We start from the raw sequence: 16,450 nt of genomic DNA, 5'->3' as shown, positions 1-16,450 counted from the left end.
TTAGCGCCTCCCCATTTTTATATAACCGCCTGATACTGAGACCACACTGCCCTCAAGCTCTAACAACACCAACTGCTCTGTAACAATCGCAACCGGCAGTCCACTGCGCGCCACAATGGTGTCTATTGAAGTGACCTCTGATCCCACATTAGCCAACAATTGGCGGTTTGCCAAGCTTCGTTTCGAATTTATTTGATGATGTTTTTCTGACAATTGAGATGGGGGCAGTTCTGGCAAATTCAACTCATGGAGAATATCATTCACACAAACTGCAATACCGGCTCCTTCTTGCAATAACTTAAAGCTCCCCGTAAATGCCGCATCCCAGATTGAACCGGGTACTGCCATAATTGTTTTTTGTTGCTCCTGCGCCAGCCCTGCCGTGATCATCGTACCGCTATAAAGTTTCGCCTCAATCACGAGAACTAATTGAGAAAGTCCGCTTAAGATTCGATTTCGACGGGGGAAATGATCACGTTTTGCCGGCGTGCCTGGCGCAAACTCAGTCACCACTAATCCTGATTGCATGATTTGCTGCTGCAATTGCCGATTGCGCGACGGGTAGTAAACATCCGGGCCAGCTGCCAATACCGCTAAAGTTTTTCCTTCATCTAAAGCGCCACGGTGCGCAGCGCCATCAATACCCAGCGCAAGCCCACTGCTGACAACCAAACCTGAACGCGCCAAACCGCGCGCAAAATAATCCGCAGTATGCTGCCCCACTGGCGACACGTTGCGACTGCCAATAATGGCAACACTCATGGCATTCAAACAACTCAAGTCACCCTGCGCGAATAGCACTAACGGTGGGTCATGAATATGTCGTAACGTTTCTGGATAGCGTGGGTCACGCAAATGAATAGCATAACAATTGGGCTGCTCAGCCCATAGCCGTAATCGCTCGATACGAGCAGGAACAAGATTCGCATCGGGCCACTTCGCATGAGCTGAAATTTGTTCAAACGAACTTAGGCTACGTAAAAACTTCCGATGTTTGCTCGGCGCACTGGCAAGCGCCAGTAACGTCGTTGCGGTTTCAGCATCCATGCTGATAACCTCCGATTGTTGATTAAGACGACTCGTGTTTTAGAGTTGCTTAGGAATATAGTAATCACCTACCGACAGCCACTCACGTGAGCGCAACACTATCGCGAAGCTGGTTTCTTCTTGTACTTCAAGTACCATCATCTCAGCCGTTGCCGACGCTGGTAATTGCACTGTGTTGCGCCAAAAACGTGATAAATCATCTGCTGGTTTATAGTAATTCACCAAGCTTATTTCTTCGCCCTCAACAAAAATAGTCGAGCCCGGACGAATCGCTTGATACATCTGTCCCACAGCAACACCATGATTGGCGCCTTTGTTGAGCACAACAACATCGTATTTACCTTGCTCTTTTCGTGAGTTGAGCGAAGCGATGACTTGACCATCAGTTTTAGCACCAGAGGTTGGCGTAATCACAGCAGGCAGATTCAACGGTTTGGTTTCTAACAAGTAGTCACCACGACGTATTTCTCGCTGAATTCGGCTCAGTTCACCTTCGGCTATATCACCACTATTGTAGGTGATGTCGACGTCGCCGACATAGCGCAGTAACTCACCCTGTTCGATGCGCTCAACTGGCGTGAACACGCTATAAGTCGTTTTCTCAACGGCGCCTTTGATAAACACCGGTAACATACCGTTCACGCGCGGCGCACCGCGATTATCACCCAGTATTTGTGGCAAATCACTGAGCTTACTAGCGTTAAATAATCGATGTTCGGTCAATAACGGCGCCAGCATCTCACGTGAAAACGTTGGAATCGGCTCGCCTTTATCTTTTAACTCGCCCTGCGGCAACAACGCGCGGTATTCTTTTCGAGTCAGTTGCGGCTTGCCATCAACCCAAATCAGCAATAACCGGTCACCTGGATAAATTAAATGCGGGTTTTTGACGTCTTCGTTAATGCGCCAGAGTTCAGGCCAGTACCACGGGTCATTTAAATACAACTCGGAAATATCCCACAGCGTGTCACCCTTTTTGACAACATATTCCTGCGGCGCGTCTTCACGCAACGACAGCACATCGCCTTTTGTTTGTTCTGCGGTAGTCGACTGCGCCACGGCAACATGCAGTGGTGTGCCTAGCAGAAAACCGATTAGCGCAATCGCCGGTAATTGCCATTTGGTCATCTTATGCTCCGTTGTAAAACCGTGTGTTCATCCCCAAATTACGTTAAAATCACGCAAGATGAAACTAGCGAATGAAAGGTTATGAGTAAATTAACAATTTTAAAATATCCAGACGAGCGATTACGCACCGTCGCACAGCCAATTCAGCAAGTTGACGATGCCCTCAAAGCGGACATCGACAACATGTTTGAAACCATGTACGAGTCCAACGGCGTTGGTCTTGCTGCTACCCAGGTCGATATTCACCGTCGCCTATTCGTTGCTGACTGTAGTGAAGATCAGAACGAACCACTGGTGTTTATTAACCCAGAGATTACAGCACAAGACGGCCATTTCACCAATGAAGAAGGCTGTTTATCGTTCCCAGGCGTTTACGCAAAAGTAGAGCGCGCCGGCAAAGTCACGGTGAAAGCCCTTGATAAAAACGGCGAAGAGTTCTCACTCACCGCCGAGGGTTTACTGGCCATCTGTATCCAACACGAACTCGATCATCTCAATGGTAAGCTGTTCGTTGACTACTTGTCGCCGCTAAAACGCGACCGTATTCGTAAAAAACTCGAAAAAGAAGCGCGTCTGCATGCCGAATAAGCTGAAAGTCGTTTTTGCTGGCACGCCAGATTTTGCGGCGCAGCACTTAGCGGCATTAATCGACGCTGCCAACATTGACGTTGTTGCCGTATACACCCAGCCCGACCGGCCCGCCGGTCGCGGCAAAAAGCTTCAAGCCAGCCCAGTAAAACAACTCGCGCTGCAACACGAGCTTCCGGTTGAGCAGCCCGAGTCGTTCAAGCAAGCCGATGCGCAAGCAACGTTAGCCAATTATCGCGCCGATGTGATGGTGGTGGTGGCTTACGGGTTATTGTTGCCACAAATCGTTTTAGATACGCCAAGACTCGGGTGCGTCAACGTGCACGGTTCATTGCTGCCGCGCTGGCGTGGTGCCGCCCCGATACAACGGGCACTTTGGGCTGGTGATCAAGAAACTGGCGTGGCTGTCATGCAGATGGAAGCAGGTTTAGATACTGGTCCGGTATTACTCGAAGCCCGATTGCCTATTTTACCCACCGATACGTCAGCGACGCTTTATAGTAAACTGGCTGAGTTAGGCCCGCAGGCGTTATGCGAAGCGCTGCTTGATTTAGAACGGTTGCAACATAATGCGGTTGCGCAAAACGATGCTCAAGCCACTTATGCCAAAAAACTTAGCAAAGAGGAAGCGCAGTTAGATTGGCAACAACCTGCTGCAGCGCTCGAACGCTGGGTACGAGCCTTTAATCCTTGGCCGATTTGTTGGCTCGCTTGCGATAACGGTGAAATCGTCAAAGTCTGGCGTACCGATGTCGTCGCTGGCGCAAACGCAGCGCCAGGTACAATCTTGCAAGCGGATAAACATGGTGTCGTGGTACAAACCACCGATAGGGCTTTGCGGCTACTTGAATTACAGCCAGCAGGTAAGAAACCAATGCCGGCCGCCGACTTCCTCAATGGGCGCAGTGATTGGTTTACGCCGGGTACGACGCTCCCTCAGGTAAAATCATGACGCACCGTAACGTGCGCCCCGGAGCCGAGAGTCGCGCTGTTGCTGCGCAGGCCGTGTTTCAAGTTGTGGAACAGGGGCGCTCACTCAGCCAAGCACTACCCAGTTTAAATAAACACTTGGAGCCACGCGATAAAGGCATGGCGCAGGCGCTAGCCTACGGCACACTGCGATATTTACCAGCGCTCAACTTCATGGTCGGTGCGTTAATCAGCAAGCCGTTGAAAGGCGAACTCAAGATCCTGCACAGTTTGCTCCTCGTTGGTGCGTATCAGTTGGTTTACATGGGGTCGGCTGAGCACGCTGCGGTATCGGCAACCGTTGATGCTGCTGTATTACTTAAGCGCGGCAAACAAAAAGGCTTAGTCAATGGTGTGCTGCGTAACCTGCAACGTCAACTGCCAGAGTTACAGCAACAACTCGCTCGTAAACCAGCGCTCCTGCACAATCATCCGCGTTGGTTGTCTGACCTAATTACACAACATTATCCTGCGCAGGCTGAAGCAATTTTTACCGCTAACAACGGGCAAGCCCCGATGTGGTTGCGAATCAATTCACGCTATACGAATCGTGCCGAATACCTGCAATTACTCAGCGACGCCGGGATAGAAGCAATAACCGAAGCACCACTCGAAACCGCTATCCAGCTTGTTCAGGCAGTTGATGTGCAACAGTTACCGCACTTTCAAGATGGTTGGGTTTCAGTTCAAGATATTGCAGCGCAACATGCCGCTTGGTTGCTCAACGCGCAAGCCGGCGAGCGCATTCTCGATTGCTGTGCGGCGCCAGGTGGTAAAACCGCTCATATTTTAGAGCAACAACCAGAGGCCCAAGTACTTGCGATTGATGCCGATGCGCCACGATTGCAGCGTGTCCATGATAATTTAAAGCGATTAAAGCTTAACGCTGAAGTGCGCCAAGCCGATGCGACGAATACCGAGTGGTGGAATGGTCAGCTGTTTGACCGGATTTTACTCGATGCACCGTGTTCAGCTACCGGTGTTATCCGTCGTCATCCAGATATAAAATGGCTCCGTCGCGATAGCGATATTGCTGAGCTAGTGCATATTCAACAGCAAATTCTTAACGCTTTATGGCCAACGCTGAAGCCGGGCGGCACCCTACTTTATGCGACATGTTCTATACTAGCTGAAGAAAATACATCGCAAATTGAAGCATTTAAACAAGCACATTCGGATGCAATAGCAGTTGCAACGAAACCCGATGGCGCAGTAGAGTGGCAATGGTTACCCGGTGACAATAATGGCGACGGGTTTTATTACGCAAAACTGGAAAAGCGCAAATGAAAATAGTGATTTTAGGCGGTGGACAAGTTGGCGGCACGTTAGCAGAAAACTTGGTCGGCGAAGATAACGATATTACCGTTGTTGATACCGACAAGGGGCGCCTTGAAGCCCTGTCTGAACTTCACGATATTCGTACCATAGAAGGCCATGCTTCGCACCCACGCGTGCTGCGACAAGCGGGATGCGAAGACGCCGACATGCTGATTGCGGTTACGCCAAGTGACGAAACCAACATGTTAGCGTGCCAAATTGCTTACACGCTTTATCGCACACCGAAACGAATTGCTCGGATTCGGTCACAGGAATACAGCGATTACAAAGATAAGCTATTTCACAAAGACGACATCCCCGTCGACCATCTGATTTCGCCTGAGCAACAGGTGACTCACTATATTAAACGTCTCGTCGATTATCCAGGCGCCTTACAAGTGATGGAGTTTGCTAGCGGTCGCGCCAGCCTTGTTGCCGTGCGAGCCTATTATGGCGGTAAACTCGTCGGTCATGCGATATCAACATTAAAAAGCCATATGCCGAATGTGGAAACGCGGGTTGCGGCAATATTTCGTCAGGGCCAAGCCATCAAACCGATGGGGACCACCATTATTGAGGCCGGCGATGAAATTTTCTTTATTGCCGACACCCGTTACGTGCGGATGGTGATGGAAGAAATGCAAAAGCTTGAGCATCAATACCGTCGCGTAATGATTGCTGGTGGCGGTAATGTTGGTGCTGGCCTGGCCGCATTGCTAGAAGAAAACCATCGCGTCAAACTGATTGAACACAATAAAGAGCGCGCCGAAGCACTCAACGAAAGCTTACAAAACACCACGATTTTGCAAGGTGACGCGTCTGATGAGCGCTTGCTCACGGAAGAACATATTGAAGATATGGATGTGTTTATTGCGGTAACCAACGATGACGAAGCAAACATCATGTCCGCGATGTTAGCAAAAAAACTAGGGGCCAAGAAAACCATGGTGCTGATTCAGCGCCAGGCCTATGTTGATCTTGTGCAAGACAACGTTATCGACATTGCTATTTCGCCGCAACGCGCAACAGTTTCAGCGCTGCTATCGTTGATTCGAAAAGGCGACATAGTAAACGCTTACTCACTTCGCAAGGGCGCTGCAGAGGCGATTGAGGCCATAGCGCACGGTGACGAAAAGACCTCAAAAGTTATCGGTAAAACCATTGATGAAATCAAGCTGCCGCCAGGCACAACCATTGGTGCAATTGTGCGTGGGAATGAAGTACTGATTGCTCACGATGATACGGTATTACAGGCCGATGACCACGTTATTCTGTTCTTGGTTGATAAGAAGTATATTCGCGAAGTGGAGCGCCTGTTCCAACCAAGCGCCCTATTCTTCTAACTACGCCAGAAGGTCGGCGTTAATAACACCAAGATAGTGAACACTTCGAGGCGTCCAAACAACATCGCGACCACGAGCAGCCATTTGGCGGTATCCGAAATACCCGCGTAGTTAGCAGCGACTTCGCCAAGCCCGGGGCCTAAGTTATTGAGACAGGCGGCTGTTGCCGAAAAGGCAGTAATATCGTCAAGACCCGTTGCCAATAGCCCTAGCATAATCACCACAAACACCAACGCATAAGCGGCGAAAAATCCCCAAACCGCTTCTACCACCCGCGGCGGCACAATACGCTGCCCTAGTTTTACCGAGTACATGCCTTGCGGATGCACCAACCGGTTCAGTTCACGTACCCCTTGGCGGAAAAGCAACAAAACGCGCACTACTTTTAAACCACCAGCTGTTGAACTTGCGCAACCACCTATGAAACTCGCGAAGATTAAAAGAATGGGAAGAAATAGCGGCCAACTGGCAAAATCTGCCGTTGCAAAGCCTGCCGTAGTACTGATGGATACGGCTTGAAACATCGCTTGATTGAAGGCGATTTCGGTATTATCAAAAACTTTGTGCACCAGCACCGTCATGAACACGACGATGATCAAAACCACTTGAATGAATATAAACCCACGCGCTTCCGGGTCTTTAAAGTAGCCCCACAGCGAACGGCCGGTGATTGCCGCATAGTGCACCGCGAAATTAATTGATGACAGGAGTAAAAACACCACACAAATGGTGTTAATCAGCGAGCTATCAAAATACCCCATACTGGCATCGTAAGTGCTGAAGCCGCCGACAGCAATGGTCGAAAAAGCGTGGCCAATGGCATCGAACCACCCCATTCCAGCAAGTTTATAGGCAATCGCGCAAACGGCGGTTAAAGCAACGTAGATATACCAAAGATGCTTCGCGGTATCTGCAATACGCGGTGTCATTTTCGCATCTTTTAGTGGCCCCGGAATTTCTGCCCGATACAGCTGCATGCCGCCAATGCCGAGCATTGGCAGTATTGCCACCGCAAGGACGATAATACCCATACCACCCAACCACTGGAGCTGCTGGCGGTAAAAAAGAATACTGTGTGGGAGGTGTTCAATACCAGTGAGAATAGTTGCGCCGGTTGTTGTGAGACCTGAAAACGACTCAAACGCAGCATCGGTAATCGACAGCGGCACTTCTGCGGTAAACCATAATGGCAGAATCCCTACCGAGCCAAGTACCGTCCAAAATAATACGGTGAGCAAAAAGCCATCACGAACCTTAAGGTCAGAACGTTCATTGCGATTGGGGTACCAGACCAAAAAGCCGACGATAATACTGACAATAAACGCCAGCAAAAAGGCAACGCCACCACCGTCTTCGTAAATTAGCGCGACGATACCAGGTGGGATCAATGTCGCACTAAATAGACAAATCAGTAATCCTAGAATACGAAGTATGCCGCGAAAGCGCACTAGCCGTCCTCATTTATAATTGTGATGACTACGCGCCCTTGCGTAGCATTTTTTATGTCGGATTGCAGTTCAAGTGCAGTGTCAGCCACAACCGCTAACGTCGCTTCAACATGCGCTGTAAATTGCTGCGCTGTAATCTCTGCATCATATTGTTGCAGCATATGCGAAACCACACTTTGGTCTGCATAATCGTAGTTTATCTGAGCCGCTTTGCGTAGTACTTTTTCATGACAAGTCAAAACTTTAAGCACGTCGCTTACCGCTTGACTATAAGCTCGCTGTAAACCGCCCGTACCTAGCTTAACACCACCGAAGTATCGTGTGACGACCACCGAAATTTCACCAATGCCGCTACTTTGCAATACATGAAACATCGGCCGCCCAGCGGTACCGGAAGGCTCACCATCATCACTCATCGCGTACTTTTGGCTATCAGTTGGCGCTGCATAAAGCGCTGCGGTGCAATAGTGACTTGCGCCAGGCCATTGTTGCTGGCAGTCGCGGATATGCTGCTGATGTTCTGCGGCTGATTCCACATGGCGTGCCGAAGCAATAAAGCGACTATTTTTGATAATCACTTCATGGGTTGCCGGTGCGCTCGGTACCCGATATCCACTCATAGCTTTCCTAACGTTTGAGCTGTGCGCCACTAATTTGCATCGGCACTAACTCACCAAATAATTCGGGCTGCAGCTCGTTCTCACGTAACGTGCGGTAAATTTGCTGATAGGCCAATACATTCTTCACATAATTTCGCGTTTCTGCGTAAGGAATCAGCTCAATCCAACGGTCAACTTCCATAGGTTGTGCCGGAAGCCAATCATAAACGCGATAAATGCCTGCATTATACGCCGCTGTTGCCAAGATCCAATTATCGCCTAGGCGGCGCTGCAAGTCTGCAAGGTATCGTGTACCAAGACGGATATTGTACGACGGATTAAATAGCTCGTGCACGCTAACATCACGACGTTCAACTAAGTTAGCGGTGCTCGGGAGTAATTGCATGAGGCCGTAGGCACCGGCGTGTGATCGTGCATCGTCACGGAACGCACTTTCACGCCGCGACACTGCTAATGCCCAATTCACATCAATATTCGCGGCATCGGAAAACTGCTGATGTTCTTCCAGATAGGCAGTCGGAAAGCGCTGTGCAATCGCATCGTACTCACCCAATGTGCCAAGCGTATAAATCGCTTGATCATGCCAGCCCCAATCACTGGCAATAACAGCCAAAGCCCGCTGATCATCGGGTGGTAAATGTTCAAGTAAGCTATTCCATTCACGTCGCGCATCGAGCCCTCTGTCCAACGCCCGCAACTCGTATGCGCGCTGCACACCCGGCAGCTGCCGTACACGGCTGATTTGTTCTGGAGGCAGTTCGAGCGCCTCGCGACTGAGCGACAACGACTGTTTTAGTTTTGCTGCTGCCAAGAAACCATAATAGCTACGTTGTTGCGCTAGACGTTCAAAAATTTGCTTAGATACCGGCACAAAACCTTGAGCCTCAAGCGACCGAGCAAACCAATATTGCCACTGATCTGATTCGCGCTGAGTGTCTGGTAAACGTGGAACAAGGCTCATGATCTGTGTCCAAGCGCCCTCCCGCAACCACTCTGCAAGTTGCCAGTGCAACGTCGCATCAGTATGTTCGGTCGCATCCAATCGAGCGAGCCAACGACTCGCTTGGTCATGGTCTTTTAAGCTTAAAGCGACTGCGAACGTTTGCCGTAACAGCAAATACTGCTCAGCAGAAAAATTTATGTGGGCAGGCAAGTTATCCATAAGCGCTAGCGCTGCGTCTGGGTCACGCCAAATCAGCCGCCCTAAGCCATAGGTTACAATTTGTGTTTCGTGCTTGGGGAAGTCGCTGGATAAATATTTTCTTTGAGTTAAATTAGCAGGGTTGCGGCGCACCCGATGATAATGCTCGGCTAGATACTGCATGTTTTCTGGCAGTAATTTCTGTAAATAGGGAATCAGGGTATGTCGACCACCCTCTGCAGCAAGCACTATACGCTGCCAAATCATATCGGCAGTGCGCATGCCGGCATTTGTCCAAGCTTCTAAAACTGGGTCGCAGTCTTTCGGCAATGACTCGCCAGTTAGCCAAATATCATTCACCAACCGTAAGATTGGCTTGGTATCGCCAGTGCCTGTGGCGAGTTGTGCGTAAACAGCGAAACACTGGTGACGAATGCTTCCTGGATACTCATAGTAACTCAGAAACTGCTCGTAATGATGGTCGTCCATGAGTTTATCTAACCAGACCGAGCGAACTTGCCAGCCTAACGGCGAAAGGTAGTGTTGATTGAGAAATTCACTCACCCGGGCATCATCTTTAGGAGTGGCGAGTAAACGAATATAATCCGCTTCAAGATAAGGTACTAGAGGGTATGCGCCTAAGGCTTCAATGAGGCGCGAATAGTCGTCTAACTGACGATTTTTTAACGCCGCTTCCGCCTCTAAAAATAGTTCGCGTTGTTGTGCGCGCACATCAATAGGGCTTGCAGTAGCCTGAGCAGTTTGCGCTTCACTCGCGTGAATACCGCTAACTAAAATACTCGCACACAGTAAAACCGTACAAAATTGTTGATACCACTTCGACATAATTCAAACGCACGTTTAAAAAATCATTGAAAATTTGCCCCAATAAGGCCACACTCTAGGGCGACTATAAGAACCACTTTAACCGAAAGCAATCTGATTATCAGTAAACGCTCAAGGAGACCGAATATGATTTATCAGGGTGATAGCATTCGGGTTGAATTTGTAGAAGACGGCATTGCCGAGCTTCAATTCGCAGCCGCAGGCTCTGTGAACAAGTTTGACCAGAAAACCTTGGAAGAATTCAGCCAAGCTTTAACTGAATTGGCCAACGACAAAGATCTGCGCGGTGTGATTGTCACCAGTGCGAAGCCTACATTCATTGTAGGTGCTGACATTACAGAATTCCTCACATTATTTGCCGATGTAGAGCAAACCAAAGTTTGGGTTGCCAAAGCATCTCGCGTTTTTGATCAGCTCGAAGACTTGCCAGTACCAACAGTTGCCGCTGTTGCTGGGTTTGCTTTGGGCGGTGGTTGTGAAGCGACGCTTGCGTGTGATTACCGTGTGGTCGACACCAGCGCCGTTATCGGCTTGCCAGAAGTAAAACTGGGTTTGATTCCGGGCTTCGGTGGCACCATGCGTTTACCGCGCATTATTGGCCCTGACAACGCGCTGGAATTAATTACCACAGGTAAAAATAACAAGCCTGAAGATGCGCTCAAAATTGGCCTCGTTGACGCCGTTGTGATGCCAGAAAAACTGCGTGATGCAGCCCTGAGCATGGTAAAAGCGGCAGTAAGCGGCGACTTAGATTGGCGCGCAAAACGTCAGCCGAAACTCGAGCCGTTAAAAGCGAACGATACTGAACTTACCATGACCTTTGTCACCGCCAAAGCAATGGCAGCGGCACAAGCTGGTAAACACTACCCAGCGCCACACGCAGCGATTAAAGCGGTTGAAGACGGTGCCAAGCATGGTCGTGAAGAAGCATTGAATGCAGAAAACGCTGCATTTGTTGGCTTAACCCAAACCGACGCTTGCCGTGCACAAGTCGGCATCTTCATGGCTGACCAATTAGTGAAAGGTAAAGCTAAGAAAGCTGGCAAGTTAGCAACTAAAGAAATTAAGCGCGCAGCAGTGCTTGGCGCCGGCATTATGGGCGGCGGCATAGCGTACCAATCAGCCTATAAAGGCGTGCCGGTAGTGATGAAAGATATTCGTCAAGAAGCACTTGATTTGGGCATGTCTGAAGCCAGCAAAATTCTTGGTAAATTGGTCGAACGCGGCCGTATGGACCATAAGAAAATGGCCAAAGTATTGTCTTCAATTACCCCGACGTTACTCGATGAAGGCGTGAAAGGCGTCGACATTGTCGTCGAGGCCGTTGTTGAAAATCCAGATGTGAAAGGCAAAGTACTCGCGCAAATGGAGAGTGTGGTGGATGATGACACGATTATCGTCTCGAACACGTCGACCATTTCAATTGACCGCCTAGCGAAAAACTTGAAAGACCCGTCACGCTTCTGCGGCATGCACTTCTTCAACCCTGTACACAAAATGCCATTGGTTGAAGTGATTCGCGGCGAAAAAACCTCTGATGAAACGGTTGCTGCGGTGGTTGCCTACGCAACGCGCATGGGTAAAACCGCAATTGTGGTGAACGACTGCCCAGGCTTCTTAGTGAACCGCGTGTTGTTCCCTTACCTTGCCGGCTTCGCAGGTATGGTTGATGAAGGCGTTGATTTTGCTGGCATTGACAAAGTAATGGAACGTCAGTTCGGCTGGCCAATGGGTCCTGCATACTTGTCCGATGTTGTCGGCATCGACACGGCTGATCACTGCACTGTCGTGATGGCAGAGGGCTTTCCAAGTCGTATGCCGCGTGACACCAGTAGTGCGATTGCAAAATTAGCTGCTGCTGAGCGTTTTGGTCAGAAAAACGGCAAAGGCTTTTACAACTACGGCGTTGACAAGAAAGGTCGCCCTGCTAAAGAAAAAGCACCTGAAGTTTACGAGATGCTTTCAATTGGCGACAAGCAATTAGATGCCGATGAAATCATTGCGCGCTGCATGGTGCCTATGGTGAACGAATGCGTACGTTGTTTAGAAGAAGGCATCGTTGCCAGTGCCGCTGAGTGCGATATGGCGCTGCTTTACGGTCTTGGCTTCCCGCCATTCCGTGGTGGACCATTCCGCTACCTTGAAACTGTTGGTCTCGACAAGTTTATTGCATTGGCCGACAAGTACGCGCACTTAGGTGAAATGTATCAAGTAACCGATGGCCTGCGTGACATGGCGAAGTCAGGCAAATCATACCTGGCCGGTTAATCAGTAGCGCAGCGCTAACGGAGGATTTTATGAAAGACGTAGTGATTGTCGATTGTATTCGTACCCCAATGGGTCGTTCGAAAAACGGTGTTTTTCGCAATGTTCGCGCCGAAGATTTATCGGCGCATTTAATGAAAGGTTTGCTGGAGCGCAATCCGCAAGTCGACGTTAACGAATTAGAAGATATTTATTGGGGTTGTGTACAACAGACTCTAGAGCAAGGTTTCAACATTGCGCGTAACGCAGCATTGATTGCCGGTATTCCACACCAGGTATCAGCGGTTACCGTGAACCGTCTGTGCGGTTCATCCATGCAAGCGATCCACGATGCCGCGCGCGCCATTATGCATGGCGACGGTGAAATTATGATTGCTGGCGGTGTTGAACACATGGGCCATGTACCGATGACGCACGGGATTGATTTTCATCCAGGTATGAACAAATCAGTCGCACGTGCCGCCGGTAGCATGGGCATGACCGCAGAATTATTGGCTCGCAAGTTCGGTATCGACCGTGCCGCGCAGGATGCATTTGGTGCTCGTTCGCATCAACGTGCTCACGCTGCAACTGTTGAAGGCCGTTTCGCTAAAGAAATCTTGGCGTTAGAAGGTCACGATGCTGACGGCATTTTACACTTAGTGAAAAATGACGAAGTGATTCGCCCAGAAACGACCGTTGAAGGCCTTGGAGCCTTACGTCCGGTATTTGACCCAGCGAACGGCACCGTGACTGCAGGTACCTCGTCAGCCTTGTCTGATGGCGCGGCAGCTTGCCTTGTCATGTCAGCCGATAAAGCGAAAGAACTTGGCTTAACGCCAAGAGTGCGTATTCGCGCGATGGCAGTAGCCGGTTGTGACCCTTCAATTATGGGTTACGGCCCAGTGCCAGCAACACAAAAAGCGCTTAAGCGCGCCGGCCTTGATGTGAAAGACATCGATTTATGGGAGCTCAACGAAGCGTTCGCAGCTCAATCGTTGCCTGTACTCAAAGGTCTTGGTCTGCTTGACGTGATGGACGAGAAAGTTAACTTGAACGGCGGCGCAATTGCCTTGGGTCACCCACTCGGCTGTTCCGGTGCGCGTATCTCGACCACGCTGATCAATTTGATGGAAAGCAAAGATGCGACGTTGGGTGTGGCGACGATGTGTATTGGTTTAGGCCAAGGTATCGCCACCGTCTTCGAACGCGTGTAAAAGCAACGGCGATATTCGATATAAGATATTGGATATTGGATATTGGATATTGGATATTGGATATTACAAAAAAAGACCGCTACAGCATATCGCTTAGCGGTCTTTTTGTTTAAACTAATATCGAATATCTAACAGCTAATATCGTCTTTGTATTTAGCTGCCCTTGCGGATGAGGTAGCGGTAGGGCTGAGATTCCGTTTCCGCTAACAGCAACTCATGATCCATAAAACGGCAGAAGCTCGGGATATCGCGCGTGGTTGCTGGGTCGTCTGCAATCACTTCAAGCGTGTCACCCGGATTCAGTTTGCGCATAGCCACACGCAGCATCATGACTGGCTCTGGACACCGAAGCCCCAAAGTATCCAGCTGTGAGGTCGCTTCTCCCGTCATGCTTTTTTATCACTCCACGAATAACGAGTAACTAATAACGACTAACGACTAACGTCGTTACAGGTATTTCTGCCAGAACTCAGCTTTACCCATCGCATCATCGAGCTGATAAGGTTTAAAGCCGAACTTTTCGTAGGCAATTTTTGCAGGCTCGTTACCTTGCAATACTTCTAAGGTGAGTTTGCAACAACCACGGAATTGCGCCAAGGTTTCCACTTCTTGTAACAAACGTTTCGAGATACCTTGGCCGCGGAATGGTTTAATAACCGCGATATCATGAATATTCATGACCGGTTTCGCCGCAAACGTCGAAAAACCTTCAACGCAGTTAGCCAGTCCAACCGGCTGGTCATCAACATAGGCAAGAATAGAGAAAACATGATCACGCTTGGCCATTTCATCAATCAAATTTTCGCGGGTGGCTTCGGGAAGTGCTTCGCCGCCACCCATTGGATCGCGCGCATAGTCATCTAACATATCGATAACCGCTTGACGGTGCTTCGGATTACTGTAGTCAGCAAGGACAATCTCTAACATGATCAACTCTTATCTATAGTGTGAAACGGCGCATAGCGTCGCAGGTTGGTTCATAGCAATGGCATGACACAACATGGTCATTCACCATGCCTACTGCTTGCATAAACGCATAACAAATGGTGGTACCAACAAAGCTAAAGCCGGCTTTTTTAAGGGCTTTCGCCATAGTATCAGAAACTTCGTCTGATGTGGGAATGTCACCACCCTGCCGAGCGAAAATTCTCGGCTGTCCATCGCTGAACTGCCATAGAAATTCATTAAATTTAACGCCTTTTTCTTGTAGAGCAAGGTATGCCCTAGCGTTTTTGAAAATCGACTCAATTTTTAATCGATTGCGAACGATGCCAGCGTTATGCATCAAACTAGCTTGGTATTCGGACGACAACTGCACAATGTCGTGTGGATTGAAATCGCAAAAGGCTTTTTCATAATTTTTTTGTTTGCGTAAGATAGTAATCCAACTCAGGCCAGCTTGTTGCCCGTCCAGACACAGCTTCGCAAAGAGCTCTTGGCTATCTTTGACAGGTTGTCCCCATACCGTGTCATGATAATGAACATAGTCAGGGTCGGTGCCACACCAGCTGCAGCGATGAATAGTTTTCGTCATTTCGCACGGTATCCTGTAACCTCGCGTCAACACAGGGTATAATTTACGCCAATTTGGTTTAAAAATCAGCACGAGATATCGCATGGCTAGCTACGATGTAAAAACATTTCAGGGGCTCATTTTAGCCCTTCAAGATTACTGGGCGCAGCAAGGTTGCGCTGTGGTACAACCGCTGGATATGGAAGTTGGTGCCGGCACTTTCCATCCGATGACGTTCTTACGCTCAGTTGGCCCAGAGCCGGCTAGCTTTGCGTATGTGCAACCGTGTCGCCGTCCAACCGACGGCCGCTATGGCGAAAACCCAAACCGTCTACAACACTACTATCAGTTCCAAGTATTACTGAAGCCTTCGCCTTCTAATATTCAAGAGCTTTACTTGAGTTCTCTTGAAATGCTTGGATTCGACCCGCTGGTTCACGACATTCGTTTTGTCGAAGACAACTGGGAGTCACCAACGCTGGGTGCTTGGGGGCTTGGCTGGGAAGTTTGGTTAAACGGTATGGAAGTAACACAGTTCACGTACTTCCAGCAGGTTGGTGGTTTAGAATGTAAGCCAGTAGCTGGCGAGATTACCTATGGTCTTGAGCGCCTAGCAATGTATATTCAAGGCGTAGATAGCATTTATGACCTCGTTTGGACCGATGGTCCGCGTGGGAAGATTTTATATGGTGATGTGTTCCATCAGAATGAAGTGGAGCAATCAACGTACAATTTCGAGCATGCCGATGTTGATGTATTGTTTGCACGCTTTGATTCATGCGAGAAAGAGTGTGAGCACTTACTATCAGTCAATCTTCCGCTTCCTGCCTATGAGCAGGTAATGCGCGCATCCCACGCATTCAACCTTTTAGACGCGCGGCATGCGATTTCTGTAACCGAGCGCCAACGCTATATCTTACGTGTTCGTACCATGGCAAAAGGCTGTGCTGAAGCTTATTATGCCGCTCGCGAAGCCCTAGGTTTTCCCCTTGTTCAAGATAAATCAGTTGTAAAAGAAGGAGCTTAATT

The 16,450-nt window shown here is 49.2% G+C and carries 15 protein-coding genes; 7 read left to right on the top strand and 8 right to left on the bottom strand.

What is annotated here, in order from left to right; all coding sequences use genetic code 11:
- The gene (dprA, locus tag CWI82_RS00705; RefSeq protein WP_130202333.1) at positions 1-1,047 is read right to left on the bottom strand and encodes a DNA-processing protein DprA; all 1,047 of its coding nucleotides are present in this window, start codon (positions 1,045-1,047) and stop codon (positions 1-3) included.
- A 39-nt stretch (positions 1,048-1,086) separates the two neighbouring features.
- Positions 1,087-2,175, bottom strand: a complete 1,089-nt coding sequence (locus CWI82_RS00700; RefSeq protein WP_130202332.1) for a LysM peptidoglycan-binding domain-containing protein — start codon at positions 2,173-2,175, stop codon at positions 1,087-1,089.
- Positions 2,176-2,256: 81 nt separating this feature from the next.
- Here CWI82_RS00700 and def point away from each other — a divergent pair, with 81 nt between their 5' ends.
- Genes def through trkA form a run of 4 tightly spaced genes read left to right on the top strand, consistent with a single transcriptional unit; the run spans position 2,257 to position 6,392 of the window.
- Complete coding sequence (gene def, locus CWI82_RS00695) at positions 2,257-2,763, top strand: peptide deformylase (protein ID WP_130202331.1); 507 nt, start codon at positions 2,257-2,259, stop codon at positions 2,761-2,763.
- Positions 2,753-3,715 (top strand): methionyl-tRNA formyltransferase, encoded by a 963-nt coding sequence (gene fmt / locus CWI82_RS00690; RefSeq protein WP_130202330.1) that lies wholly within the window; start codon positions 2,753-2,755, stop codon positions 3,713-3,715. The genes def and fmt overlap by 11 nt, the downstream gene beginning before the upstream one ends.
- Positions 3,712-5,019 carry a 16S rRNA (cytosine(967)-C(5))-methyltransferase RsmB gene (gene rsmB, locus CWI82_RS00685; protein ID WP_130202329.1) on the top strand — a complete coding sequence of 436 codons (1,308 nt, stop codon included), beginning with the start codon at positions 3,712-3,714 and terminating at the stop codon, positions 5,017-5,019. The genes fmt and rsmB overlap by 4 nt, the downstream gene beginning before the upstream one ends.
- Positions 5,016-6,392 carry a Trk system potassium transporter TrkA gene (trkA, locus tag CWI82_RS00680; protein WP_092857984.1) on the top strand — a complete coding sequence of 459 codons (1,377 nt, stop codon included), beginning with the start codon at positions 5,016-5,018 and terminating at the stop codon, positions 6,390-6,392. The genes rsmB and trkA overlap by 4 nt, the downstream gene beginning before the upstream one ends.
- Here trkA and CWI82_RS00675 read toward each other — a convergent pair.
- The 3 genes from CWI82_RS00675 to CWI82_RS00665 are packed head-to-tail and all read right to left on the bottom strand — an operon-like array spanning position 6,389 to position 10,447.
- Positions 6,389-7,840 (bottom strand): TrkH family potassium uptake protein, encoded by a 1,452-nt coding sequence (locus CWI82_RS00675; protein ID WP_092857986.1) that lies wholly within the window; start codon positions 7,838-7,840, stop codon positions 6,389-6,391. The genes trkA and CWI82_RS00675 overlap by 4 nt on opposite strands.
- Positions 7,840-8,460 (bottom strand): YigZ family protein, encoded by a 621-nt coding sequence (locus tag CWI82_RS00670; RefSeq protein ID WP_130202328.1) that lies wholly within the window; start codon positions 8,458-8,460, stop codon positions 7,840-7,842. Before CWI82_RS00670 ends, CWI82_RS00675 begins: the two co-directional genes overlap by 1 nt.
- A 7-nt stretch (positions 8,461-8,467) precedes the next feature.
- On the bottom strand, positions 8,468-10,447 hold the full coding sequence (locus CWI82_RS00665) for a transglycosylase SLT domain-containing protein (protein ID WP_130202327.1): 1,980 nt from the start codon (positions 10,445-10,447) through the stop codon (positions 8,468-8,470).
- 126 nt (positions 10,448-10,573) lie between these two features.
- Between CWI82_RS00665 and fadB the strand changes: the two genes are divergently transcribed.
- Entirely contained in the window at positions 10,574-12,715 is a 2,142-nt protein-coding gene (fadB, locus tag CWI82_RS00660; protein WP_130202326.1) for a fatty acid oxidation complex subunit alpha FadB, read from the top strand.
- Between the two features lie 29 nt (positions 12,716-12,744).
- Positions 12,745-13,908, top strand: a complete 1,164-nt coding sequence (gene fadA / locus CWI82_RS00655; protein ID WP_130202325.1) for an acetyl-CoA C-acyltransferase FadA — start codon at positions 12,745-12,747, stop codon at positions 13,906-13,908.
- A gap of 153 nt (positions 13,909-14,061) precedes the next feature.
- Here fadA and tusA read toward each other — a convergent pair whose 3' ends face one another.
- The 3 genes from tusA to CWI82_RS00640 are packed head-to-tail and all read right to left on the bottom strand — an operon-like array spanning position 14,062 to position 15,442.
- A complete protein-coding gene (tusA, locus tag CWI82_RS00650; RefSeq protein WP_130202324.1) occupies positions 14,062-14,298 on the bottom strand; it encodes a sulfurtransferase TusA in 237 nt (78 codons plus the stop codon).
- 57 nt (positions 14,299-14,355) lie between these two features.
- On the bottom strand, positions 14,356-14,835 hold the full coding sequence (locus tag CWI82_RS00645; RefSeq protein ID WP_092857998.1) for a GNAT family N-acetyltransferase: 480 nt from the start codon (positions 14,833-14,835) through the stop codon (positions 14,356-14,358).
- Positions 14,836-14,848: 13 nt separating this feature from the next.
- Positions 14,849-15,442: a DNA-3-methyladenine glycosylase I gene (locus CWI82_RS00640; protein WP_130202323.1), complete on the bottom strand. Its 594-nt coding sequence runs from the start codon at positions 15,440-15,442 to the stop codon at positions 14,849-14,851.
- Between the two features lie 82 nt (positions 15,443-15,524).
- Here CWI82_RS00640 and glyQ point away from each other — a divergent pair, with 82 nt between their 5' ends.
- Entirely contained in the window at positions 15,525-16,448 is a 924-nt protein-coding gene (gene glyQ / locus CWI82_RS00635) for a glycine--tRNA ligase subunit alpha (RefSeq protein ID WP_130202322.1), read from the top strand.
- Positions 16,449-16,450 lie beyond the last annotated feature (2 nt).

Origin of the sequence: Pseudidiomarina tainanensis, from assembly GCF_004214835.1 — a bacterium.
GTDB classification, from domain to species: domain Bacteria; phylum Pseudomonadota; class Gammaproteobacteria; order Enterobacterales; family Alteromonadaceae; genus Pseudidiomarina; species Pseudidiomarina tainanensis.
Note: the sequence above shows the minus strand (reverse complement) of the source record. Positions and strands in the feature narration are given on the sequence as shown.